This is a genomic window from Pseudoalteromonas sp. 10-33 (genome assembly GCF_001469195.1).
Classification (GTDB): domain Bacteria; phylum Pseudomonadota; class Gammaproteobacteria; order Enterobacterales; family Alteromonadaceae; genus Pseudoalteromonas.
This window is the reverse complement of sequence record NZ_LOFI01000023.1, coordinates 39,733-62,838: the sequence shown is the minus strand read 5'-3', so window position 1 is coordinate 62,838 and position 23,106 is coordinate 39,733. Positions and strand designations below refer to the sequence as shown.

Here is a 23,106-nt window from a genome sequence, read left to right as displayed (position 1 = left end):
TATGCCTCTCCTAATACTGCAAATTAAATTCAGGTGAAATAGCAATCATATAAAGTAAATACGATACCCGTTCGCGATATTGATCGTCATCAAAATAGGCATCTAAATCTAATAATGCTTGGCGTGTGTCACTACTCATAGAGCCTGCAAAATACAGTACGCTGTATTGATCGAGTAAGTAGTTAATCCCATTGCTTTGCAAGGTATTCATATCGTTAATGATGTAAACATAAATGCCATTTGGATTTAAATCGGCGTGCGCCTCTGCGGTACTCCACACTAAATCGGCAAAGTGCTCATTCATGGTGCCAATAAGGGTAGCGTCACCCGCTATTTGTAGCTCAGGAGCCACTAATGCATCTGCTCGCAACTGAGCAGGCTGGTAGTCAGGTCTAAAAAAGTTAAACACCGAACTCGACTGCATAGGCCCTTGCCCATATCGGTCAACTAAATTCCATGTTTTGTAAAAACCTTCGGGTGACTTCGCGTTTAAGTTTCGCCAAAATTGGACTGTTTTAAGAAGCGGTTCTTTTATTTTCCCTTGGTAGTTTAATACGCTGCCATAATGGCGAGCTTCATCATCTAAATAAATAGCTTTGACTACTGTAGCTAAATCCCCTCTTACGCCTTCGCCATTATCATTAAACACGCTGGCAATTCGCTCTACATATTGCGGTGTAGGGTTTGATGTAATAAGTCGTTGTATTAGCTGCTTACTAATAAACGGCGCTACATTTTGATGATTAAATAAATTATCAAGCGCTAGCTGTAACGACTCTTGCGCACCATACCCTTGGGGAATAACGTCGCCGTTTAATAGCGTTTTTTGCTTTTGTGAATGGTACTCTTCAAATGCTTGCATGGGCGCAACATAATCGCGACTTTTACGCTTAAATGTTTCGCTGCCTGCAAATGTCCACCCTGTAAACACACGAGCAAAGCCTTCTATTTCTGCTTGGCCATACGTTGCAATGGTATTACCGTTAGCGTCTAATTTTACAGTGCCATCTTGGTTTAGCTCATCAAGCCCGATAGTAAATAACTGCATGACCTCACGGGCATAGTTTTCATCTGGACGAATATTTAGGGTCTCATCGGCCTTTTCGTTGCCCAAATGACTAAGATAAGTTCCCATAATTGGCGATAAAGTTACCGCCTCAAGTAAATCACGAAAATTACCAAATGCATGCGTTAGCAGTAAATCGTAATATGCCACCATGCCCTCAGGCTGGGAGCGTAAATCGTTATTAAGATCAGACACAACGAGTATTTCACTCAGCGCAAAAGCGACGCGCTGGCGCAATTGGTCGTCGCTTTGCATGACGGCTTTCCACCACGCGTCTATTCGGCTTATATACCTAAAATCTTCATCGTCATTAGTAAACACCATATAGTCACGATGATAGTTAATGGGCAGTGCTAGTTGAGCATCGAGCCATTGCAGCTCACTTTGCCCTTGCGCACGTTGTATTTCTGTAAGCGTTGGCCCCATGCTTCCTTGATGCAACAACCGCGCTGCAGAAAATGCATCCATACCATTGCGGGCAAAAAAGTTAACCGTTTTAACGGTGGTGGCCCCTTCGTTATCGGTCGCGGTAACGTTAAACGCATATTCTGAAGGCATGTAAGTTAATGCATCAGCCAATTTAACGCTAACTGAGCTTGCGTTTACTGGCTCACTTAATACAACAGGCCCCGAAACTTGCTGCCAAATCACACTGGCAATACTGCCGTCAGCATCGCTGGCTGTTGCTGTTAACTCAATAGTTTGGCTTTTTTTGATATCGCTTGGCAAATCAGACAACGTTAGTATAGGGAGCTTATTACCATTAACCTTAGGTGTATCGCTTGAGCCTGAACCGCCGCAGGCACTAAGAAAAAAGACTGAGCTTGCTATCAAAACTAATTTATAATGCATGTTAAATCGCCATGATATTTTGGTTTAAGTAGGTAATTACCGACTTAGTTTAATGCATTAATTGAAACACAAAATTTACATTTTTTCCTTTTATTTTTTGTAATCGAAACTTGACTAACGTTCAAAAATGCACAAACTACGGGGGTTAAACAGCCAGAGACCACATATGAAAACAGAAATTAGCTATCAGTTTGAATCTTCCCAAGTTGCCAACCGTTTTTTACATGAATTAAAAAACTGGTCCGTGAACGATGTAAAAACACGCCTTTTTAATGGGGGAGATAGCGTAAAAGTAAGCTACGATTACGACGAAACTGGCTTCGATTATACTATTGCCGAGCTTGATGATTTAGCCGAGCAACATGGAGGAAAAGAAGTTTAGTGTAAAGCAATGTATATTAAACCTGTTTGCGTTAATAATAACAATTTAGCAGTAGCGGTTTAATTAAATTGATTTAATTAAAGCTCTATTTCGCCCGGTATTTTTGGCTTCGTACAGCATAACGTCTGCGTTTTTAATTAATAGCTTAGCGGTTACTTTTTCATTATCCATAGCTTTTACAGTTGCAAAAGCACAACCTACACTAACAGTTAAAACATTACTGACTTTAGAGCCTTTATGAGGTAGGTTTAACGCCTTTACATTTAACAGCAGCTGCTGGGATATTGCTTCAAATTGCTCAACCGATAGCTGATTAAACAGCATTATAAACTCTTCACCTCCATAGCGCGCTGCCGACCCATTATTTGATTGGGCGGTCTCTTTTAAAACGCGGCAAACTGCTTGCAAAGCACTATCACCCTCTTGGTGACCATAAAAGTCGTTATAAAACTTAAAGTAATCTACATCAATTAGCATTAACCCCAGTGTTGTTTTTTGTCTGTGGGCCTCTTGCCACTGCGTTGTGTAAATCTCTTCAAAAGCACGCCGGTTATAAATTTGTGTTAACTCGTCTATTTTACTAATTTTTTCTAGTTGTTCGTTTTGCTTTTTAACCTCTTTTATTAATGAATTAAAACCATTTATAAGCACACGCATTTCTAGAAACTGATTTTTAAAGTGAAGCGGTTGAAGATCGTTATTAAGCAACATTAAATTGATTGCTGATGCGCCATTAATTAACGGTGTAATAAAAAAGCGGTTAACTATATAAAAGCCAATTAATGAGACAATAAAAAACATTAATAAAATAATTATTAAGTAATGATCAAATAAAACGGGGATACGCTGATGATGATGCTTAATATTCATAAGCAAAATTGGGTTACCATTTATATCTAATAATGTTCTTTGGCGCTCTGTGGCTATTTCCTCATTTTGAATTCCATCACTGAGAACAACCGCTCTTTTTGTTGCGCTGTTTTTGTTTATTAATGTGTAGCTTAGCTTTACTTGTGCCATTTCTGCCATTTTAGCAAATTGTGATTCCCTTACTTTTTTAATAAAAACAATACTACCAACAGGTTCTCCTGTTTTGTTTGTTCGTTGAATTGCGTGCGATGCAAACATAACAGGACCATGCTCTGTACTCAAAAAACCGAAGCGTTCTGACGTATTTTCTTCATAAGGTAAGATAGTACGGTTAGGTAAACGAGTTTTTAGGTCAAATTCTGGCACGTCAAAGGGTTGCTCTTGAATGTAATCAAAAGTATGCGCATAAACTTGTTTAAAGTTCATGTCGTAAATAAATACACCATCTATTTTGAGTGATTTAAAAGTATCGTCCACATAATTTGACTCAATATAGTCTTTATTAAAGCTCGTCATGTAATCGTAAGATTCATCCCAAACCGAATAATCATAATTTAGGGTTTTTAAAAAAACAAACTCTCTTTTTAATGCTATTTCTAGGCTCAATAGCTCTCTATTTTGGTAGTCTTTAATGTTTTCATTTATGGTTGGTAACATAAAAAAGTATCGGTAACTAACCAATAAGCTAGTTACAAAGCACATCAAAATTAGGGTACCTATTATTACAAAAAATCTTAATGTCATTATTAGTGCCTAAAATGTAAGTAGCTAAACGCATTTGCCGCATAGCCCTTATGTATAGTTGTTTAAATGTGCTTAAGTTTTAAATGGCGCCGTTATTAATTTAACGATGATTCTGGCATTAATGTAATTGGCATAGTACAGCGCATTAGCGTACCAGCGCCCAGTTCGCTTTCTACCTCAATTGAACCATTGTGCTCTTTTAACACGTTGTAAACGATGGCCATCCCCATTCCCGTTCCCTTTCCTACTGGTTTTGTTGTATAGAAAGGTTCAAAAATATGACTTTTAGTTCGCTCGTCCATTCCACAGCCATTATCAGTAATTTCAATATAAATATTTTTTTCGTCTGAAAATAACTTGATGACTATTTTACCTTGCTTGCCATCAACTAAGTCACACGCATACTTTGCATTTAACAATATATTTACAAAAACTTGGTTAATTGCCGATAAATTACAATAACTCAATGGGAGCTCTTCATAATCACATTCCACCTGACAACTTTTTAGCTGATTGGCGAGTAACTTAATGGCACCATTTAATGACTCAGTAATATCAGCCATAGCCAATAAGTTATTTTTGGGTCTGGCAAAATTAAGTAAATTATTTACTATTGCAGCAATGCGTTGAAGCCCCTCATGAGTGTCACCGAGCAGTTCATCTAAATCTTCTAAAATAAAATCTATATTCGATTCTTGGTCGAGCTTAACCAATTGTGCTTCAAGCTCTGACGCAGAGATAGACTTATCTATAAACTGCTTAGATATCTGCATTAATGAATGAAGCGTTGGTTTAAAGTACTTAATGCTTTCTACATTACTCATTACATAAGCAAGCGGGTTATTTATTTCATGTGCTACGCCTGCCGATAACGTACCGAGTGTTGCCATTTTATCGGTTTGCATTATGGTTACCTGCTGGCTTTTAAGCATGCTCAGCTTTTCTTTTAACTCTTGATTGGCGCAAAATAACTCACGTGTTTTGTCTTCCAGTAAAACCTCAAGCTGATCTCTCGCTGCTTTTTCACGTAGATACGCTTTTTTGTAGTTATAGTCGTCTTCAGCCATTTGAAGCCTCGTATCTGACTTCAATAACGCACTTATCGCAGCCATCGTGCATACACTCAACATGGTCTAAAACTACATTAACTCCAAAATGTGAAGCTGCACCATAAATCAGCCCTTCAGCACACATACATAGCTGCCGCTTAGAACGGTAATGCATTAAAATATATCCTTCTTCAATCAGCTTTGATTCTATCTCTGGCAAATTTGGTTCGTGGTATAACTTAGCGACTTCAACATGAATGACCTTATCAATCCCCATAATTAATTCTGCAAAACTATTAAAGCCTTTCGCAACCGTTGGATGGCTTCTGTTTAAGTGGCCAAACAAATACTCACCAAATGCTTTTAACACTTCGGGCATGGTCATAGATAACGCTGCTGCAACATCTTGGGCTAAACCAAGTATTTCTTCATCGGGATAACTTTGCGCCGAAATATAAACGCGACCATCTGGGGCGTTTTTTTCAAGTAAATCATCCCATGCAGCCATACCGCACTTTTCAATAACAAGTGCCTCTAAGCCTCTAAAAATTATGCCTTTCATGTTTTATCCTTATTTATTACTTAACCACCATTGTTCTATATCGGGAAATAGCGCTAAGTCATCTATAAAATCAAACTCTTCAAGATTAAAGTTCAACGCTTTATTGCAAAATATATGTTCAACAATAATGTGGATCACGGCTAAGGATATGCTTTTTTTTGAGGGTAATTCATCAATCAATTGCGCATCAACTATTTTTTGATCAAACCCCCAAAGGGCCAGTAAATAAGCACTTAACACAAACTTAGGTACAACTTCGCTATCTAAGTCGCCATGAGAGTCACTCGTTATAATTAACTCGCCTATAACACTTAATAACCCTACTGCACATGCGAGTAATTGAGTTTGGCGATCTAGCTTTATATATTTTGCTAACGACTGCGATAATTCTGCTTTTTTATAACCCTTGTCTATTAGGTGATTAATTACTTTTTGTTTATTTTTACTAAGTAGCTGATGAGATAACTCTGAAAAAACCACAATTGCTCTGAGGTTTATTAAGCCAATCCTTATAATAGCTTCTTTTACACTCGAGGTCGTACTATCAAACCCCATAAAAGCCGAATTAGCAATTTGTAAAACCTTCCCAGCCAGTAAAGGATCGTGCCTAACATCTTTTTCTAAAATAGAAATATTAGGCTCGCTTTTATTGAGCTCATTGAGTAGGTTTTGCGTTACCTCACCTAAAAATGGCAGCTCAGAGAGTTTACCCAAAATAACGCGATGCTCACTACTAATAGGAAGTGTTTTTAAAACGACAGCACTATTTATTACACTCTCTAAATGGGACTGAGCAAAAGGCTTAACTAGATGAAAATGGATTATATTATTTAATTGTAGCTGGTAATTCCCACTCATATCACCTGTTAATAAACACCTAAGCGCAGATGGGCAGAGCTCTTTAGCTTGTTCTAAAACGTTTTTCCCCGTGGGAAGTTGCATCATCGAATCACAAAAAATAATATCAGGTAAAGCATTGTTATTTATTTGCTGTTTAAATTGAGTAGCAACTTGAACTGTGTGCACGTTAGCACTGGGGCATAAACGGTTAAGCGTGCGTATTAACGCACGTAACAGCAGTTCGTCGTCATCAATAATAAGAATATTGATTTTTAAATCATGCATTTACTACACCTAAAGCTATAACGTACTAGTTTATAACTAAAGCGTAGTATAAATTTATCAATACCCCTACTTTCAAAGGCGCTAAATAGTAAAAAGTAAACACATGGTTTTATTCATGATATTTACGGATCATCGCCACTTTACCGTTTTCAACCTCTATTACTTCCATCATTATTGAGGTGTACTCTATTGGCTGTTTGTTTTGTGGGTGAATGCCTTTAGCGTGGTTTTTATAACGAATCGCAAAACCGCTATCGTTAAATATAAAAGTATTAAGTAGCTCACTTTCATACAGGGTATGCGCGCCTAAGTAAAAGCTCATGCCTTTGCGCATTAATTCTTTCCCATCGGCAGTGCGAGAGTCATCTACTTGATACGGTATGTGCTGATTACCAACATCGTCTGTTAATAAGCTAAGGTAAGCTTTAAGCTCTTTAGTACCGGCGTTGGGTGCCTGTGTTGCAACCATTGTGTTGTAGTAATGCTGTGCAAATGCTTTTAAATCAAATGGCTCTTCGGCTCGGGCTGAAAAAGTAGCAACTAATACCAAACCTAATGTTAAAAGTAACCTCATTGACTATTCCCTGTAGCTAAAAGTATTTTATAGGTACATTACATTAGAAAGTTCAATAATCAAACAAATAACGTTACGTAACTAACACCTACATTTTGCTTTTTACTCTATTGGTTGCAACGCTGTTGGCTGGATCGTCAGGCCAAAAATGTTTAGGGTAACGCCCCTTCATTTCTTTTTGCACATCGCGATAACTACTAGCCCAAAAGTGCGCAAGATCTTGAGTAAGTTGTAATGAGCGCTTACCTGGCGAGAGTAATTCCATCAGCAGTGACAGCTTGCCATTTGCAAGCATTGGCGTACTTGTTAGGCCATACACTTCTTGCATGCGCACGCTTAACTTTGCGGGGCCATCTAGCTGGTAATTAATTTTTATATTTGAGCCACTCGGTACCGTTAATCTAAGTGGTAATAACGCCTTTAACGCTGTTTGCTGTGGCCAGTCAAAACAATTTTGCAGCGCTTCAAAGTAGTTAAACTTTTTAAGCTGGTCGAGTGTTTTTATATCTTGTAAATACACGCCCAACCAATCATTAGCCATTTCTATAAGGTGTTGCTCGCTAATAGTTGGGAATTTATCAGGCATAAACTGACTAGCTAAACTCATGCGTATTAATAATTGCTGTGCATCGGGCTGTTCATTAAATAATGCAAAACCATGCTTAGTAAATAAATTAAGCCACGCTTTGGCGCGCTCGCTTTTATCTAGCTTTTGCTTGCTCGGCTGGCTTGTAAGCGTAATAGCGCCGAGCTTTACTTCGTCTTGATGAATAAAGCGCGCGGTTTTTTCATCAAATTCACAGCGGGTGAGCGAAGTAAACAAATGCGGTAAGTAATCTTGTAGCTCAAATGGGCTAAGCGCTGTAGCTGCAAATATACGTGCGCCTTTATGGCCGCCCATAGTAGCAATAGCAAGGTAGTCATCGTTATGCCAGTAATCGGTGTTTAAATCAGCGCCCGCACCATTAGCAAGTAAGTAGCCATTGCCGCGTTTTTTTGCAATGCGGTCGGGGTAAGCTAATGCCACTAGCAAACCTAAATACTCAGTGTTCAGTTCGCTGTTACTGTCGGTTACTTTTAAGCGGCTTTGCCAGTATTTTAACTGCTGCTTGAATACTGGGTGTGGCCTCTGCTGCTGGCTATGTAGCGCTAAACTTAGCTCGTTGGCGGTGTTTATTCGGCTCTCAAGCAGCGCCACTAAATAAAGTGCTAAGCGATAAACACCGGGAAGTTCTGTCTCAAGCGCCTGCGCTTTTAAAAGCATATGCGCTAAGCGAATATCCGCCCCAAAACCCAGCATGTTGCTGCCCAACTTGGTTAGCTTGCCTTTGCCATCGATGGCTTCAAGCATAGTTAATAAGCTCATTGCTTGTGTGCATTGCTGCGTTGTTGGCGTATCAAGCAAGGTGAGTTCGCTAATATTTGCGCCCCACTGCTTTGCTTCAAGCATAAGTTGACTTATGTCTGAGGTGAGTATTTCGGGGTTATCGTGGCTATTGCGTCGCTCAAAGGTTTGCTTTGAACCAAGCCTATAAACTACACCTGGTTCTATTCGCCCTGCTCGCCCTGCTCGCTGCACGGCAGAGGAGCGCGATATACTTTGTGTTGTAAGCTCCGTTACGCCTGTTTTTAAGTTATAACTGGCCGCGCGGCGTTTACCGCTATCAATAACAATGCGAATGCCTTCAATGGTTAAGCTGGTTTCGGCTACATTGGTGGTAAGCACTATTTTGCGCATTCCTTCAGGCGCAGGAGCAATCGCCGCTTGCTGATTGGCTTTATCTTGCTCGCCAAATAACGTGGCAACTAGGCAATTACTTGGCAAATCATTAAGGGCCTGCTGTACACGTAATATTTCAAATTGACCAGGCAAGAACACCAGCGCACTGCCGCTTTGCTCGTTTAGTGCTTGTTTTATTAAAGAGGGAATAGCATCAAGCCAGCGGCTTTCATCTTTTATGGGTATATATACTTCGTCTATTGGGTGGCTACGCCCACTTGATTGTATAACCGGACAGTCAAAAAATTGCGTATAGCGCTCAGTATCAAGGGTGGCCGACATAAGGAGTATGGTTAAGTCGTCACGCAGTGCACTTTGGGTCTCTAAAGCAAAAGCCAGTGAGGTATCGGCTGCAATTGAGCGTTCATGAAACTCATCAAATATCAGTAAATCAATGTCGCTAAGTTCTGGATCGTTTTGTAGCATGCGAGTAAGCATGCCCTCAGTAACTATTTCAAGGCGCGTATTGTTACTTACTTTACTCTCACCGCGTACACGAAGGCCAACGCTTTGCCCCACATTTTCGTTTTGGCACTGCGCTAGGTAATTGGCAATATTACGTGCAGCTAAGCGGCGCGGCTCCAGCATTACAATACGTTTAAAATGGCCGTCGCCGCGCATAAGTTGTAGCGGCAACCATGTTGATTTACCCGCACCAGGCGGTGCTTGTAATAACGTTATAGGATTTCTTTGTAATGTAGTTACGAGTTGTTGATATATGTTTTGAACCGGCAGCACTGCTATTTACCCAAAATTGCTTTGCACGCATTGTAACAAAAACCAAAAATAAACGCGCCGCTAAAGCCGTGTGGTTATAAATGGCATCATAATCAGAAATAATTACAGACCGCTCTGTACATTTTTTAAGGACATGCGCGCCATTTTAATTACTACTTCGCCAATAAAAACATAACCCCTTGATTATAAATACAAAATATAAATTTAACTTATTGGTACACGCCTTGCTCCTTTTATACTGAACGTTAATTAAATCTAAGTAAGGAGAAACTTATGAACAGCGATCGTATGAAAGGTAATTGGAACGAACTTAAAGGTAAGGCGCAACAAAAATGGGGCGATCTTACTGACGACGATTTAGACAAAATTGAAGGTAGCCGTACAGAGCTAGTGGGTAAAATCCAGCAGCAGTATGGTAAATCTAAAGAAGAAGCAGAGCGTGAAGTAGATGAGTTTGAAAAAACTCACTAATCGCTAACTTCTAAAAAAACCGCCATTTGGCGGTTTTTTTGTTTAACGGCTAAAAAGGACGTTATTTACGCTTTTAATTGGTTACCTATAGGCAGTTGCCTAATGCGCTTACCACAAGCTGCAAAAATAGCGTTACACAATGCAGGAGCATAAACCGGCGTTGCGGGCTCGCCTACGCCTGCTGGTGGTGCATCGCTTTGTATTATTTCTACTTCTATCTCTAGTGGTGAGTCGCTCATACGCGGTACGCGGTAATCATGAAAGTTACTTTGCTGTACTCGGCCTTTATCAAAAGTAATACCATCGCTAATTGCAGTGGTAATACCGTAAATAGAGCCACCTTGCGTTTGGTTTTTAACGGTATCGGTATTTACAACCGTACCCGCATCAATAGCCACCCACGATTTTATCACGTTTAAATCGCCTGCATCCGAGACTTCTACCTCTACCACAGTAGCCACATAGGTTAAAAAGCTGCGATGCGCTGCAATACCTAACCCGCGCCCTTTTGCCAGTGTTCTCCCCCAATTTGCCATACTCGCTGCTTTTTCAATAACATGACGCAAACGGCTTATTTCAAGTGGATAAACCGCTTTATCGCCACCGTAGTTATTATAGTTTGCGTTCTGGCTTGCGAAATCGATAGTACGCGCTGGCCCAATGGTTTCCAATAAATAATCTTTTGAGTCTTTACCCGCCTTGTGGGCAGCCTCATTTATAAATGACTGCACGGCAAACGCATGAAAAATATTTGTGACCGAGCGCATCCAGCCTATTCGGGCTTTTGCTGGTGCTTCACCTCGTTCCAGTTTCATATTGGGTGTTAAAATTGGATTATCAGTAAAACCTAGGTCTAGCTCAAAGCCACCAGGTGCAGATGCCCCTTCTTGAAAGGTAGACATAATTGGCGAAAACGCCGTGCGATGCAAGTAAGCCTCAATATTACCTTTTTCATTGAGTGAAGCTTCAATATGTTGAGCCGATACCGCATGATAAAAACTGTGTTGAATATCATCCTCTCGCGTCCATTGAACGCGAATAGGTTTACCAGTTTTCATTGAAATGTAGGCGGCCTCTGCCGAAAAATCAGGTTTTGATTTACGCCCAAATCCGCCACCTAACATGGTGACATGCACGTTAATTTTACTCTCGTCCATACCCAGTAGTGCGGCCACAGTTTTCATATCGGCTTGCGGGTTTTGCGTTGCAGCCCAAATATCTACACTGTCTTTATTGTACATTGCCGTGGCGCACGGTGGCTCCATAGGTGCTTGAGTTAAGTGCGGCGCGTAATAGTCGGCAACTAATTTATTGCTCGATTTAGCCAATACGCTGGTGGTATCGCCTTTTTCGCGCACATGCGCTTGCGGCTCACTCACTGTTTGTAATAACGACTTTTTAAAGTTTTCTGAATTATAATCGCCGTTTTTACCATCATCCCACACCACTTTTAGTGCTTTACGCGCCTGCCATGCAGCCCAGGTATTTTTAGCAACAATAGCAATGCCGCCTTTTGGCTGAAATTGCGGCGCACCTTTTGGTACAGGCATTTCAATAACATCAACTACGCCATTAATTGCTTTAGCGGCGCTAGCATCAAACGATTTAACCACACCACCTACTACCGGTGGGCGCTCAATAATAGCCACCAGCGCTTTTGGCTCGCGAACATCAGCAGCAAATGTGGCTTTGCCGGTTACTAAATCGGTTAAATCGATGTGCGCCATACCGGTATTTATATAACGCCATTCTTTACGTGTTTTAAGTGTTAACTTGTCAGGCTCTGGTGGGGTAATGCCAAGCGCTAGGTCAATTAAATCTTTATAAGCCAGCGTTTTACCCGAGCTGTGGGTAACCACGTGCTGATTAGCTGTACAGGTTTGTGGCTCAACTTTCCAATATTTAGCGGCAGCATGCTGCATCATGTAGCGTACGCTTGCGCCCATTTCGCGCAGGCGCTGCATGTTGTAGCGAATACTGCGCGAACCATCGGTATTTTGATCCCCGTATTTAGGGTCGCCCTTACCTTGAATAACAACTACTTTGTCCCACGCCGCTTCCATTTCGTCTGCCACAATTTGGGCTATGGCGGTACGAATTTGCTGGCCCATTTCAGAGCGGTGGCAGGTTATTTCAACCATGCCATCGGGGCGCAATGCTATAAATAAGTTAGCGCGCTTTGCTTGCTCTGAGGGTTGTTCTAACACGCCTGCAAACGCTCTTGGTGCACTGCCTACAAAATAAGTGCCTAATACTAATGCGCCTATTGCGCTGGTTTTTAAAAATTGGCGGCGGTTTAGGTCAAAGTACGTATTGTCGTTTTTCATACTTCTTCCCCTTGTTCATTTGGGTCAAAATATTCAACGCCCGCAATAGTTTTAGCTGCCGACTTAATCGCTTTATGAATACGCGGATACGTGCCACAACGGCAAATATTGCCCGACATATTACTCACTATTTCATCATCAGTGGGGTTGGGATTAGCGGCTAATAAGCTTGCCGCTTGCATTATTTGCCCGCACTGACAAAACCCACACTGCGGCACTTTATGCTCAACCCAGGCTTTTTGTACGGGGTGGTCGCCTTGCTCGCTTAACCCTTCAATAGAGGTAATATTGCGCCCTACCACAGCCGATACCGGTAATACACATGAGCGCTGCGCTACGCCATCAATATGTATGGTGCACGCACCACACTGCGCCATACCACAGCCAAACTTAGGCCCAGTTAAATTTAATTCATCTCGAAGATACCAAAGCACCGGCGTTGACGGATCGCCTGTAAACTCATGTTTATTACCATTAACGGTAAGCGTGATCATATTTAACTCCTTGGCAAAGCGCTTTAAAGGAATTCCTTGTTGCGCGAGAACGGTTTGAATACTTGCTACTTTTTTAGCCTACCACTTAGGATTGGTTTATTGAAATTTTTATCGGTAAGTGGCTTTAATAAGCTTTGGCAGGTCGCTAAACATAAAAACCGCCCTATGGCGGTTTCATATATAAGCTAAATGCTAGTTATTTAGTTAGTGCTAATTTAACCGCGGCCTGCGCATGAATTTGCGTGGTATCGTAAAGGGGCACGGTTGTATGTTGCGGCTCTACCAATAAAGCAATTTCAGTACAGCCTAAAACAATGGCCTGTGCGCCTTTTTCAAACATACGCTCAATAATATTTATAAATTCAGCTCGGGCTTCATCATTAATAATGCCTTGGCATAACTGATTGTAAATTATGTTGTGAACACGCGCTCGCTCATTAGGCTCGGGTATTAACACTTCAATGTTATGCTTATCAGTTAACCGCCCTTTGTAAAAGTTTTGCTCCATTGTAAATTGCGTCCCCAGTAAGCCTACTCGCGATATTTTATCGTGTTTTAACTGATCTGCGGTAGCATCAGCAATATGCAAAATAGGAATGCTGATACTGCTGGCAATGTGGTCAGCCACTTTATGCATGGTGTTTGTGCAAATAAGTAAAAAATCAGCCCCACCAGCCTCTACCGATTTAGCAGCTTCAGTCAAAAGAGCGGCAGTTTGTGGCCAATCGCCTTGGTGCTGCAATGTTTCAATTTCTGCAAAATCAACACTTACCATGCAAATTTTGGCACTATGCAGCCCACCCAGCGCATCTTTTACCCCCTGGTTTAACGCTTTGTAATAGCTAGTGGTTGACTCCCAACTCATACCACCAAGCATGCCAATCGTTTTCATAAAATTGCCTTTTTAATATACTAAAAGAGCTAAGCAGTTATCCCAAATGTATCTTAATTAGCTGAGGGATTAAGCCATAGCTATTTTTTAATGCCTCGTTCGGTTTTACAAACAATTACAATAGCGGTAATAAAATTAAAGAAAATGCCAAGAACAAACCAAAGTAAAGCACTTCGACCTGTAGATTTAGCCCACCAAGCACTGAAAAAAGCAAAAAATAATACAGCCAATGCACTACGATTAAATTCCTCTTCTAACTTTTCTGCGTCGTAAGACAAGCTCGATAACTTACTTTCTAACTCATTGACCTTTTTAGTTAATAGCATAATTTTTTCACTTTGCTCACTTTGTGCAGTGACTGTTTCTATAGGCTGAGCGTATGCCAATAATGAGCTTGCAACCCATATCATAATGCAGAGTATAAATTTCATTTTATTCCTTTAAATTATTTGAACTTAAATGGGCAATTAACCAAATTACGTTAATTGAGGTTGGGATAAAAAACCAGTATTTAGAGCTTTTCTTTATTTATTAAAGCTCTTTCTTTAACTGCAGATTGGCGAATAAAAAACATTATTACGCAACCTGCAATATTGCCACCTATTAATAAGTTGAGAATGGCTAAAATTGTTATTTGATTAACTTTTCTCTTAGATACAGCCCATAAATGCAAAAAAGCATAACTACAAAGACCAAGAACAGCCAAAGCTAGCGCTAAGGGATGTACACTTCCCTTTTTGAGAACAATAAAAACCATCCCAGAAGCAAGAATTAGTGAAAAAAGGCAGAGTCCGACCAGAAAAAGCTTTACGAAAAAACCCAGAGTCGAAAAACTAAATTCATGGTTAGTTTTATTTGATTGAATAGTTTCTTTAGTCATAATATCCCTTATTGATAAAGTATAAAAAGCTTATCAAATACCATTTGAGGATCTCTCAAAATGGTTTCCATTTACTTACCCTATAATTTCACTTAATAAACTTATTGTAAACAAGTAATTACCTAAATTTGAAAAGGGATTAGATAGTGCTATGTAATAAAAAACGAGCCTAATTAGGCTCGTTTTTTGTTTTAACTGATAGCTGGCAGCTAAAAACTGACCGCTTCGGTATTTAACCACTTCGCTATGATTCCGGCTCATACCCCAAGTTAGGCGATAGCCATCTTTCAGCCTCTTCGAGCGTCATATTAGTTCGCTTGGCGTAATCTTCTACCTGATCCTTTTGCACAGCGGCTACGGCGTAGTATTTTGCCTCAGGGTGTGAGAAATACCAGCCCGAAACCGCAGCCCCTGGCCACATGGCGTATGAGCTGGTGAGCTGCATGCCAATGCGTTTTTCGGTATCGAGCAATTGCCAAATTTTCTTTTTCTCGGTGTGCTCTGGGCACGCTGGGTAACCTGGCGCTGGGCGAATGCCTTGGTAGTTTTCGCGAATTAGCTCATCGTTACCCAGGTTTTCATCGGGTGCATAACCCCAATACTCTTTACGCACTTGTTCGTGCAGGTATTCTGCAAACGCTTCTGCGAGCCTGTCGGCAACCGCTTTAATCATTATTTTATTGTAGTCGTCTTGTTGCGCGTCAAACGCATTGGCGAGATCGTCTTCTTCTAAACCGCCGGTAACCGCAAATGCACCAAAGTAATCAGGTGTGCCTTTTGGCGCAATGTAGTCGGCTAAACAATAGTTAGCAAAGTCGGTTTTTTCGGTTTGCTGGCGTAAATGGCACGAGGTGTTTAACAGCTCTTTGCGGGTTTCGTCGGTGTAAATTTCTATGTCATCGCCCACGCGGTTTGCAGGGAATAAACCAATTACACCTAAAGGTTGCAAAGCACCTGAATTTTCAAGGTCGTCGAGCATGTCGTTAGCGTCTTTAAATAAGCTTTGTGCTTGTTCTCCAACGACTTCGTCATTCATTATGCGCGGGTATTTACCAGCGATTGACCACGTCATAAAGTATGGGGTCCAATCTATATATTTACGCAACGTGGCGATTGATACATTTTTAAACTCGGTCACGCCCAGCTTTTTAGGCACTGGTGGCGTGTAATTATCCCAATCAAGCTGTGCTGCGTTATCGCGAGCACGCTGTATGGTAACCGGTTTTGAACGTGGTTTTTTGCGCGCTTGTTGCTCGCGCACTTTTACGTACTCGGCTTTTGTTTTTTCTAAAAAGGCGGGTTTTAGCTCTTTAGATAGCAAGCTTGATACTACGCCCACTGCCCGGCTGGCGTTATTTACATACACGACGCCTTTGTCGTACTGTGGCTCAATTTTAACTGCAGTATGCGCTTTAGAGGTCGTTGCGCCGCCAATCATAAGTGGTAATTCAAAACCTCTGCGGGTCATTTCTTTGGCTACGTGTACCATTTCGTCAAGCGATGGGGTAATTAAACCCGAAAGGCCGATTATGTCGGCTTTTTCGTCGATAGCTGTTTGTAGTATTTTTTCGGCAGGTACCATTACGCCTAAGTCGATTACTTCGTAGTTATTACATTGCAGTACTACGCCTACAATGTTTTTACCTATGTCGTGCACGTCGCCTTTTACGGTGGCCATAACCACTTTACCGTTAGTGGCACCTTCTTCTTTTTCGGCTTCAATAAATGGGTCTAGGTAAGCCACTGCACGCTTCATTACACGGGCTGATTTAACAACTTGCGGTAAAAACATTTTACCTGCACCAAATAAATCCCCTACCACATTCATGCCATCCATTAGTGGCCCTTCAATCACGTGAATAGGTTTATCGGCTGCAGCGCGGCATTCTTCTGTGTCTTCATCTATGAAGGTGGTTATGCCTTTAACGAGCGCGTGTTCTAGGCGTTTTTCAACAGGCCATGTGCGCCACTCTAAATCTTCTACGCGTTCGGCTTGTGCCATGCCTGAAAACTTAGGCGCAAGCTCCACTAAACGCTCACCGGCACCGGGGTCGGTGTTAAGTATTACGTCTTCTACGGCTTTGCGAAGTTCTTCGGGGATATCGTCGTAAACAGCAAGCTGCCCTGCGTTTACAATGCCCATATCCATGCCCGCTTTTATTGCGTGGTATAAAAACACCGAGTGAATGGCTTCACGTACGGGGTTATTACCCCTAAACGAAAACGATACATTAGACACCCCGCCCGACACTTTACAGTACGGTAAGTTTTGTTTAATGCGGCGTGTGCCTTCAATAAACTCTACGGCGTAGTTGTCATGCTCTTCTATACCGGTGGCTACGGCAAATATATTAGGGTCGAATATAATATCTTCCGGCGGGAAGCCAATATCTTCTACTAATATTTTGTAGCTGCGCGCACATATTTCGTATTTTCTATCTGCGGTGTCGGCTTGGCCGTCGGTATCAAACGCCATAACAACAGCAGCTGCACCAAAGCGTTTAATAATTTTAGCTTGGCGTTTAAACGGCTCTTCGCCCTCTTTGAGCGATATTGAGTTAACAATAGCCTTGCCTTGAATACACTTTAAGCCAGCTTCTATTACTTCCCATTTAGAGGAGTCGACCATAATAGGCACTTTGGATATATCGGGCTCTGAGGCAATTAAGTTTAAAAACTTAACCATGGCCGCTTTTGAGTCCAACATGGCTTCGTCCATGTTTATATCAATAACTTGGGCGCCATTTTCTACTTGTTCGCGGGCAACGGTAAGCGCTGCTTCATAGTCTTCTTCCATGATTAAGCGTTTAAACATAGCCGAGCCTGTTACGTTGGTACGCTCGCCAACATTGGTAAATACTGCAATTTGCTGTGTCATGTTGGCTCCTAGTTTAAGTTACAGGCTTCAAGGCCTGATAAACGCATGCGTACATCAAGCTCTGGTAATGAGCGAGGTTTAACGCCTTCAAGCCCTTTAGCAAACGCACGAATATGCGCAGGCGTTGTACCACAGCAGCCACCCACAATATTTATAAAGCCCGATTTGCCCCAATCTATAATCTCGGCTGCCATTTCAGGTGCTTCTAGGTCGTACTCACCAAATTCGTTAGGTAAACCGGCATTTGGATGTACTGAGGTAAATGTTTCGCATACGCGCGAAAGCTCTTCTACGTATTGGCGAAGTAAGTCTGGCCCTAGGGCGCAGTTAAGGCCAATTGAAATAGGCTTAATATGGCGAATAGAGTTGTAAAAGGCTTCGGTTGTTTGCCCTGAAAGCGTACGCCCTGAGGCATCGGTAATTGTGCCCGAGATCATTACAGGTAATGTGCGCCCTGCTTGCTCAAACGCTTCTTCTACTGCGAATGAGGCGGCTTTTGCATTGAGGGTGTCGAATATGGTTTCGATAAGTATTAAATCGGCGCCGCCTTCCATTAAAGCAAGAGTAGACTCAACATAGGCATTAACCAGCTTATCAAACGTTACGTTGCGGTAACCTGGGTCGTTTACATCTGGCGAAATAGAACAGGTTTTAGATGTTGGCCCTAAAACACCTGCCACATAGCGAGGTTTTTCAGGGTTTTTAGCGGTGAACTTGTCACATATTGAGCGTGCGAGTTTTGCCGACTCTAAGTTTACCTCACGGCTTATGCTTGCCATGTCGTAATCTTCCATCGAAATGGTGGTTGAATTAAAAGTGTTAGTTTCGATAATATCTGCACCGGCAGCTAAAAAGCTGCGGTGTATTTCTGTTATTAACTCTGGCTTAGTGAGGCTTAATAAATCGTTATTACCTTTTATGAGCACGTGCCAGTCTTTAAAGCGCTCGCCTCGGTAGTCTTCTTCTTCGAGTTTATGAGTTTGGATCATGGTGCCCATAGCGCCGTCTAAAATTAAAATACGCTCTTTGAGCGCTTCACTTAGTTGGGCCTGTTTGTTGGCGGCTTTATTATTCGGCATAGTTGTTAGTCCTCACATCTTGGCTAACTAAATTAATATCATACGGTGTGGTTTGATACACGTAGTAATTTAACCAGTTCGAAAAAAGTAAAAAAGCATGGCTTTGCCATGTTTTTGAAGGTTGTTTGCTTGCATCATTATCAGGAAAGTAATTTTCAGGTTTTGGCGCATCTGGGCTTTTTTGTAAATCGCGCTCGTACTCCCCTTTTAGGGTGTCGGCATCGTATTCCGGGTGGCCGGTTATAAACACTTGGCTACCCGATTTATTTTTAAGTAAGTAAGCACCTACTCGCTCAGAGCCTGCTAATACAACAAGATCATCACATGCGTTTATTTTGTTTATATCAATGTGCCCATACCGTGAGTGTGGTACTAAAAAGGTATCGTCAAAACCGCGAGTTAATGCCCCGTGTTTAAAATGGCATTGGTGGGTGAATACGCCACACAGCTTGTTGGGTTTTAAGTCGCGCTTTAAGTTGTAGCTGTGGAATAACGCGGCATGGGCCGCCCAACACGAAAACAACGTAGAGGTAACGTGTTGCTCTGCCCAATCAATAATGACTTTTAGCTCTTCCCAGTAGGCAACATCTTCATACTCTAAATGTGCTAGTGGTGCACCTGTAACAATAAGCGCATCGTAGTTGTTGTTTTTTACCTCTGAAAAATAGCGATAAAACGTATCGAGGTGTTCTTCTGAATTATTACTGCTGCGGTGGGTGTCTAGGCGCAGCAGCTCTACGTTTACTTGCAAAGGAGAATTGGCAAGCAAACGAATAAACTGTACTTCGGTTTCTACTTTATTAGGCATTAAATTTAATATAGCCAAACGCATTGGGCGGATTTCTTGCGTTTTTGCACGGCTTTTTGGCATTACAAATACGTTTTCTTGGCGTAAACGTGCAATGGCCGGAAGCTCATCCTTTACAGTGATTGGCATATTTTTAACTCCTACTCATAAAAACTCGTGCTAATTATGAACTGAAAGCAAAAAATATCAACCTCTAGATGTATAGATGTCTAAATGAAATTTATTCATTATTACTTAAGTCTGTAGCAAGCAATGAGTTAACCCCCTAAAAATAGGCTTAACTCACTGCATTTAACATACTTACTTTTTAAACTACTCGTTGTTACCTACTAATACTAAATTTTGTTGAGGAGGAATTAAATACTCAGCGCCGTTTTTAGTAATCACAGCCATTTCTTCAACTGAAATGGTTTTAAACTCGGTGTTATTCAAAGGCCAACTAAAAAAACCATCAAAGGCAAACACCATTCCTTCTTTTAGTTTACGATGTGCTGCAGGCCTTACTTGCGCACTGCGAGAACCCCCTAAATTTGGGCCAGTGTCGTGCGCAACATATCCTACTGGGTGACCGGTGCTCCATGGCACAGGCTCTGAGTTGTATTTATTCATTAATACGGTTTGAGCTTGATCCACGTCTATGCCTTTTACGCCGGGTTTCATGGCATTAAATGCGGCAAAACCACTGTCTCTGGCGTTAATCCAATATTGCTGAATGTTGGCCGGTGCAGAGGTTTCCCCTTCTTTAAGTACATAAGCAAAACGCTGAATATCACTTACCCAGCGATTGTAGAGCTTTACACCAAAATCAATTTGAATTACGTCACCCGGCATAATCACTTTATTTGTAGAATGCGAATGTCCGCGGTCGGGGCCTGAGTTTACATTAGGATTTTGGTCGGCAGCCCACGCGTCAGTTACGCCTCGTGCTTTCATTTTAGCTTTTAAAAATTTGGCTACATCGGCATCGGTGGTTTTACCTGGAACAATGGTTTTATAAGCCTCTAGTTGCCACGTTGCTGAAAGCATTGCAGCCTCTTTCATTATTTCAACCTCCGCAGGTAATTTAATTGAAAGCCATTGATAAACGACTTCTTCAGAAGATACGAGTTTTGCTGTGTGCTTTGCGCCTAATAAGCTCGCTAGTTGCTTGTATTGTGAGTGCGATAAGCCATCAGCCTGCGCGTTAAGGTCAGAGACATTTATTGCAATGCGCTCAAAAGGCTGCTTTTTTATAAACTCAGCGGCGTATTTTAACGCAGACACACTGCGTGGCACTGAGATCACTTTTTCATGTATATTTAGCTCGTCGAGTGCTTTTGCTTCGCTTGAAGGTGAGTAAGCAACTGAATGAAACGTCCCTTTATTGAAGTAAAATAAGTACGCCGCTGGAGATCCTGCGTTTTCACAGCCAATATGGTCGGCCAATGGGTCGTTATTATTTTCTCTACAAACAATAAGCCAAGCGTCTACATTAGCCGCTTTTAAAGCGTTTGGCAGGAGCTGGTTTATTCTTTGTTTTCTTATTTCGGGCCAAGGTGAGTTTGCTGTATTTGCTTTGGAATTTATTGTAAATAGTATTAGCAAAGGCAGTATTGTTATTATTTTTTTTATGGTCATGAGTTTTTCTTATTTTTACTATGGTTTAAATACGTTAGCACACCCAAATAAAACTATACATTTAACAAGGCAAAATGATAAACAGATATTCCCACCCGCCATTCGTTGACTGTTTCACCTCTCAACAACTACAATACAACATTGAAATTTTTATTATTATTTGAAGGCTTTCCTCCATGGTTTTACCTGATAAGTTTATTTTCTCGATGAGTCGAGTATCTAAAGTTGTGCCGCCTAAGCGCACAATTTTAAAAGATATTTCGTTGCACTTTTTCCCTGGCGCCAAAATTGGTGTGCTTGGTTTAAATGGTTCTGGTAAATCGTCATTGCTACGCATTATGGCCGGTGTTGACCAAGACTTTGAAGGTGAGGCGCGTCCTCAACCAGGCACTAAAATTGGTTACTTACCGCAAGAGCCTGTACTAGACGAAAGTAAAACAGTACGCGAAATAGTTGAAGAAGCTGTTGGCGAAGTTAAACACGCCCTTAATCGCCTTGACGAAGTGTACAACGAGTACGCAATGGAAGGCGCTGATTTTGATGCACTGGCTAAAGAGCAAGGTGAATTAGAAGCGGTTATTCAAGCGCATGATGGCCATAATATCGATAACGTATTAGAACGTGCTGCTGATGCACTTCGTTTACCTGAGTGGGATGCTAAAATTGAGCACCTGTCAGGTGGTGAACGCCGCCGTGTTGCTATTTGTCGTTTGTTACTAGAAAAGCCAGACATGCTTATTCTTGATGAACCAACTAACCACTTGGATGCTGAGTCGGTTGCATGGCTAGAGCGCTTCTTACATGACTACGAAGGCACTGTAGTGGCAGTAACGCATGACCGCTACTTCCTTGATAATGTAGCTGGCTGGATACTAGAGCTTGACCGTGGTGAAGGTATTCCGTGGGAAGGTAACTACTCGTCTTGGCTTGAACAAAAAGACGCGCGCTTACAGCAAGAACAAAAATCTGAAAAAGCACGTCAAAAATCAATTGCTCAAGAACTTGAATGGGTGCGTTCAAATCCTAAAGGCCGCCAAGCTAAGTCAAAAGCACGTATGGCACAGTTTAGCGAACTACAGCAATCTGATTACCAAAAACGTAACGAAACAAACGAGCTATTTATTCCACCTGGTCCACGTTTAGGTGACCAAGTATTAGAAGTGACTAACTTACGTAAAAGCTTTGGCGACCGCGTATTAATAGACGACTTAAGCTTTACCATGCCAAAAGGCGCTATTGTTGGCATTATTGGCGCCAACGGCGCAGGTAAATCGACACTATTTAAAATGTTAAGTGGCGAAGAGCAGCCAGATAGCGGTAGTGTTAACGTTGGTGAAACCGTACAACTAGCAACGGTTGATCAGTTCCGCGACGATATGGACGAAAGCAAGACAGTATTCCAAGAAATATCTGACGGACAAGACGTACTAAAAATTGGTAACTTTGAATTCCCAAGCCGTGCATACGTTAGCCGTTTTAACTTTAAAGGTAACGATCAGCAAAAGTTTGTAAAAGACTTATCGGGTGGTGAACGTAACCGTTTACACCTTGCTAAACTGTTAAAAGCGGGTGGCAACGTAGTGCTACTGGATGAGCCAACCAATGATTTAGACGTTGAAACATTACGTGCACTTGAGAACGCTATTTTAGAATTCCCAGGTTGTGTAATGTGTATATCGCATGACCGTTGGTTCCTTGACCGTATTGCTACGCACATTTTAGATTACCGCGACGAAGGGCAAATTAACTTTTTCGATGGTAACTATACTGAATACGAAGAGTGGCTTAAAAAGACCTATGGTGCAGAAGCAGCTCAACCAAAACGTATTAAATACAAAAAGATTGGTTAATCGCTAAATTAACTGAAATACTCTTAAAACCCTGCCTTTGCGCAGGGTTTTTTTATAACCGAAAAACA

19 protein-coding genes are annotated in these 23,106 nt (G+C 41.5%); 3 read left to right on the top strand and 16 right to left on the bottom strand.

What is annotated here, in order from left to right; all coding sequences use genetic code 11:
• Window positions 1–10: 10 nt before the first annotated feature.
• Complete coding sequence (locus tag ATS76_RS11195; RefSeq protein WP_058552208.1) at window positions 11–1,918, bottom strand: DUF1800 domain-containing protein; 1,908 nt, start codon at window positions 1,916–1,918, stop codon at window positions 11–13.
• 166 nt (window positions 1,919–2,084) lie between these two features.
• Here ATS76_RS11195 and ATS76_RS11190 point away from each other — a divergent pair, with 166 nt between their 5' ends.
• On the top strand, window positions 2,085–2,300 hold the full coding sequence (locus ATS76_RS11190; RefSeq protein ID WP_058552207.1) for a hypothetical protein: 216 nt from the start codon (window positions 2,085–2,087) through the stop codon (window positions 2,298–2,300).
• A 63-nt stretch (window positions 2,301–2,363) separates the two neighbouring features.
• On the opposite strand, the gene ATS76_RS11185 is transcribed toward ATS76_RS11190, so the two are convergent.
• The 6 genes from ATS76_RS11185 to hrpB form a co-directional block, all read right to left on the bottom strand.
• Entirely contained in the window at window positions 2,364–3,914 is a 1,551-nt protein-coding gene (locus tag ATS76_RS11185; protein ID WP_082664342.1) for a sensor domain-containing diguanylate cyclase, read from the bottom strand.
• A 95-nt stretch (window positions 3,915–4,009) separates the two neighbouring features.
• Entirely contained in the window at window positions 4,010–4,981 is a 972-nt protein-coding gene (locus tag ATS76_RS11180) for a sensor histidine kinase (protein WP_058552206.1), read from the bottom strand.
• The gene (locus ATS76_RS11175; RefSeq protein ID WP_058552205.1) at window positions 4,974–5,525 is read right to left on the bottom strand and encodes a heme NO-binding domain-containing protein; all 552 of its coding nucleotides are present in this window, start codon (window positions 5,523–5,525) and stop codon (window positions 4,974–4,976) included. Before ATS76_RS11175 ends, ATS76_RS11180 begins: the two co-directional genes overlap by 8 nt.
• A gap of 9 nt (window positions 5,526–5,534) precedes the next feature.
• Window positions 5,535–6,650: an HDOD domain-containing protein gene (locus tag ATS76_RS11170; RefSeq protein ID WP_058552204.1), complete on the bottom strand. Its 1,116-nt coding sequence runs from the start codon at window positions 6,648–6,650 to the stop codon at window positions 5,535–5,537.
• Window positions 6,651–6,759: 109 nt separating this feature from the next.
• A complete protein-coding gene (locus ATS76_RS11165; RefSeq protein ID WP_058552203.1) occupies window positions 6,760–7,224 on the bottom strand; it encodes a hypothetical protein in 465 nt (154 codons plus the stop codon).
• Between the two features lie 88 nt (window positions 7,225–7,312).
• On the bottom strand, window positions 7,313–9,742 hold the full coding sequence (hrpB, locus tag ATS76_RS11160; protein ID WP_058552202.1) for an ATP-dependent helicase HrpB: 2,430 nt from the start codon (window positions 9,740–9,742) through the stop codon (window positions 7,313–7,315).
• 273 nt (window positions 9,743–10,015) lie between these two features.
• Between hrpB and ATS76_RS11155 the strand changes: the two genes are divergently transcribed.
• The gene (locus tag ATS76_RS11155; RefSeq protein ID WP_002958133.1) at window positions 10,016–10,213 is read left to right on the top strand and encodes a CsbD family protein; all 198 of its coding nucleotides are present in this window, start codon (window positions 10,016–10,018) and stop codon (window positions 10,211–10,213) included.
• Between the two features lie 65 nt (window positions 10,214–10,278).
• On the opposite strand, the gene ATS76_RS11150 is transcribed toward ATS76_RS11155, so the two are convergent.
• From ATS76_RS11150 to ATS76_RS11105, 9 genes are all read right to left on the bottom strand, one after another.
• The gene (locus tag ATS76_RS11150; RefSeq protein WP_058552201.1) at window positions 10,279–12,540 is read right to left on the bottom strand and encodes a xanthine dehydrogenase family protein molybdopterin-binding subunit; all 2,262 of its coding nucleotides are present in this window, start codon (window positions 12,538–12,540) and stop codon (window positions 10,279–10,281) included.
• Complete coding sequence (locus ATS76_RS11145; protein WP_006791476.1) at window positions 12,537–13,034, bottom strand: (2Fe-2S)-binding protein; 498 nt, start codon at window positions 13,032–13,034, stop codon at window positions 12,537–12,539. The genes ATS76_RS11150 and ATS76_RS11145 overlap by 4 nt, the downstream gene beginning before the upstream one ends.
• Window positions 13,035–13,230: 196 nt before the next feature.
• Window positions 13,231–13,926: an aspartate/glutamate racemase family protein gene (locus tag ATS76_RS11140; protein ID WP_058552200.1), complete on the bottom strand. Its 696-nt coding sequence runs from the start codon at window positions 13,924–13,926 to the stop codon at window positions 13,231–13,233.
• Window positions 13,927–14,006: 80 nt separating this feature from the next.
• Complete coding sequence (locus ATS76_RS11135) at window positions 14,007–14,357, bottom strand: hypothetical protein (protein WP_058552199.1); 351 nt, start codon at window positions 14,355–14,357, stop codon at window positions 14,007–14,009.
• Between the two features lie 80 nt (window positions 14,358–14,437).
• On the bottom strand, window positions 14,438–14,806 hold the full coding sequence (locus ATS76_RS11130) for a hypothetical protein (RefSeq protein WP_058552198.1): 369 nt from the start codon (window positions 14,804–14,806) through the stop codon (window positions 14,438–14,440).
• 244 nt (window positions 14,807–15,050) lie between these two features.
• Window positions 15,051–17,684, bottom strand: a complete 2,634-nt coding sequence (gene metH, locus ATS76_RS11120) for a methionine synthase (RefSeq protein WP_058552196.1) — start codon at window positions 17,682–17,684, stop codon at window positions 15,051–15,053.
• A gap of 8 nt (window positions 17,685–17,692) precedes the next feature.
• Complete coding sequence (locus ATS76_RS11115) at window positions 17,693–18,763, bottom strand: homocysteine S-methyltransferase family protein (protein WP_058552195.1); 1,071 nt, start codon at window positions 18,761–18,763, stop codon at window positions 17,693–17,695.
• Window positions 18,753–19,700 (bottom strand): homoserine O-acetyltransferase MetA, encoded by a 948-nt coding sequence (gene metA, locus ATS76_RS11110; protein WP_058552194.1) that lies wholly within the window; start codon window positions 19,698–19,700, stop codon window positions 18,753–18,755. The genes ATS76_RS11115 and metA overlap by 11 nt, the downstream gene beginning before the upstream one ends.
• A 183-nt stretch (window positions 19,701–19,883) precedes the next feature.
• Window positions 19,884–21,188 (bottom strand): M24 family metallopeptidase, encoded by a 1,305-nt coding sequence (locus ATS76_RS11105; protein ID WP_058552193.1) that lies wholly within the window; start codon window positions 21,186–21,188, stop codon window positions 19,884–19,886.
• A gap of 176 nt (window positions 21,189–21,364) precedes the next feature.
• Here ATS76_RS11105 and ettA point away from each other — a divergent pair, with 176 nt between their 5' ends.
• The gene (ettA, locus tag ATS76_RS11100; protein ID WP_006791482.1) at window positions 21,365–23,038 is read left to right on the top strand and encodes an energy-dependent translational throttle protein EttA; all 1,674 of its coding nucleotides are present in this window, start codon (window positions 21,365–21,367) and stop codon (window positions 23,036–23,038) included.
• The last annotated feature ends 68 nt before the right edge of the window (window positions 23,039–23,106 follow it).

What these genes read in the sequence shown, in the direction of transcription:
- ATS76_RS11150 (WP_058552201.1), bottom strand. Translation starts at nt 12,540, where the DNA reads ATGAAAAACGACAATACGTACTTTGACCTAAACCGCCGCCAATTTTTA.
- ATS76_RS11130 (WP_058552198.1), bottom strand. Translation starts at nt 14,806, where the DNA reads ATGACTAAAGAAACTATTCAATCAAATAAAACTAACCATGAATTTAGT.
- ATS76_RS11170 (WP_058552204.1), bottom strand. Translation starts at nt 6,650, where the DNA reads ATGCATGATTTAAAAATCAATATTCTTATTATTGATGACGACGAACTG.
- ATS76_RS11140 (WP_058552200.1), bottom strand. Translation starts at nt 13,926, where the DNA reads ATGAAAACGATTGGCATGCTTGGTGGTATGAGTTGGGAGTCAACCACT.
- ATS76_RS11165 (WP_058552203.1), bottom strand. Translation starts at nt 7,224, where the DNA reads ATGAGGTTACTTTTAACATTAGGTTTGGTATTAGTTGCTACTTTTTCA.
- ATS76_RS11190 (WP_058552207.1), top strand. Translation starts at nt 2,085, where the DNA reads ATGAAAACAGAAATTAGCTATCAGTTTGAATCTTCCCAAGTTGCCAAC.
- ettA (WP_006791482.1), top strand. Translation starts at nt 21,365, where the DNA reads ATGGTTTTACCTGATAAGTTTATTTTCTCGATGAGTCGAGTATCTAAA.
- ATS76_RS11175 (WP_058552205.1), bottom strand. Translation starts at nt 5,525, where the DNA reads ATGAAAGGCATAATTTTTAGAGGCTTAGAGGCACTTGTTATTGAAAAG.
- metA (WP_058552194.1), bottom strand. Translation starts at nt 19,700, where the DNA reads ATGCCAATCACTGTAAAGGATGAGCTTCCGGCCATTGCACGTTTACGC.
- ATS76_RS11195 (WP_058552208.1), bottom strand. Translation starts at nt 1,918, where the DNA reads ATGCATTATAAATTAGTTTTGATAGCAAGCTCAGTCTTTTTTCTTAGT.
- ATS76_RS11135 (WP_058552199.1), bottom strand. Translation starts at nt 14,357, where the DNA reads ATGAAATTTATACTCTGCATTATGATATGGGTTGCAAGCTCATTATTG.
- ATS76_RS11185 (WP_082664342.1), bottom strand. Translation starts at nt 3,914, where the DNA reads ATGACATTAAGATTTTTTGTAATAATAGGTACCCTAATTTTGATGTGC.
- metH (WP_058552196.1), bottom strand. Translation starts at nt 17,684, where the DNA reads ATGACACAGCAAATTGCAGTATTTACCAATGTTGGCGAGCGTACCAAC.
- ATS76_RS11180 (WP_058552206.1), bottom strand. Translation starts at nt 4,981, where the DNA reads ATGGCTGAAGACGACTATAACTACAAAAAAGCGTATCTACGTGAAAAA.
- ATS76_RS11105 (WP_058552193.1), bottom strand. Translation starts at nt 21,188, where the DNA reads ATGACCATAAAAAAAATAATAACAATACTGCCTTTGCTAATACTATTT.
- ATS76_RS11145 (WP_006791476.1), bottom strand. Translation starts at nt 13,034, where the DNA reads ATGATCACGCTTACCGTTAATGGTAATAAACATGAGTTTACAGGCGAT.
- ATS76_RS11155 (WP_002958133.1), top strand. Translation starts at nt 10,016, where the DNA reads ATGAACAGCGATCGTATGAAAGGTAATTGGAACGAACTTAAAGGTAAG.
- ATS76_RS11115 (WP_058552195.1), bottom strand. Translation starts at nt 18,763, where the DNA reads ATGCCGAATAATAAAGCCGCCAACAAACAGGCCCAACTAAGTGAAGCG.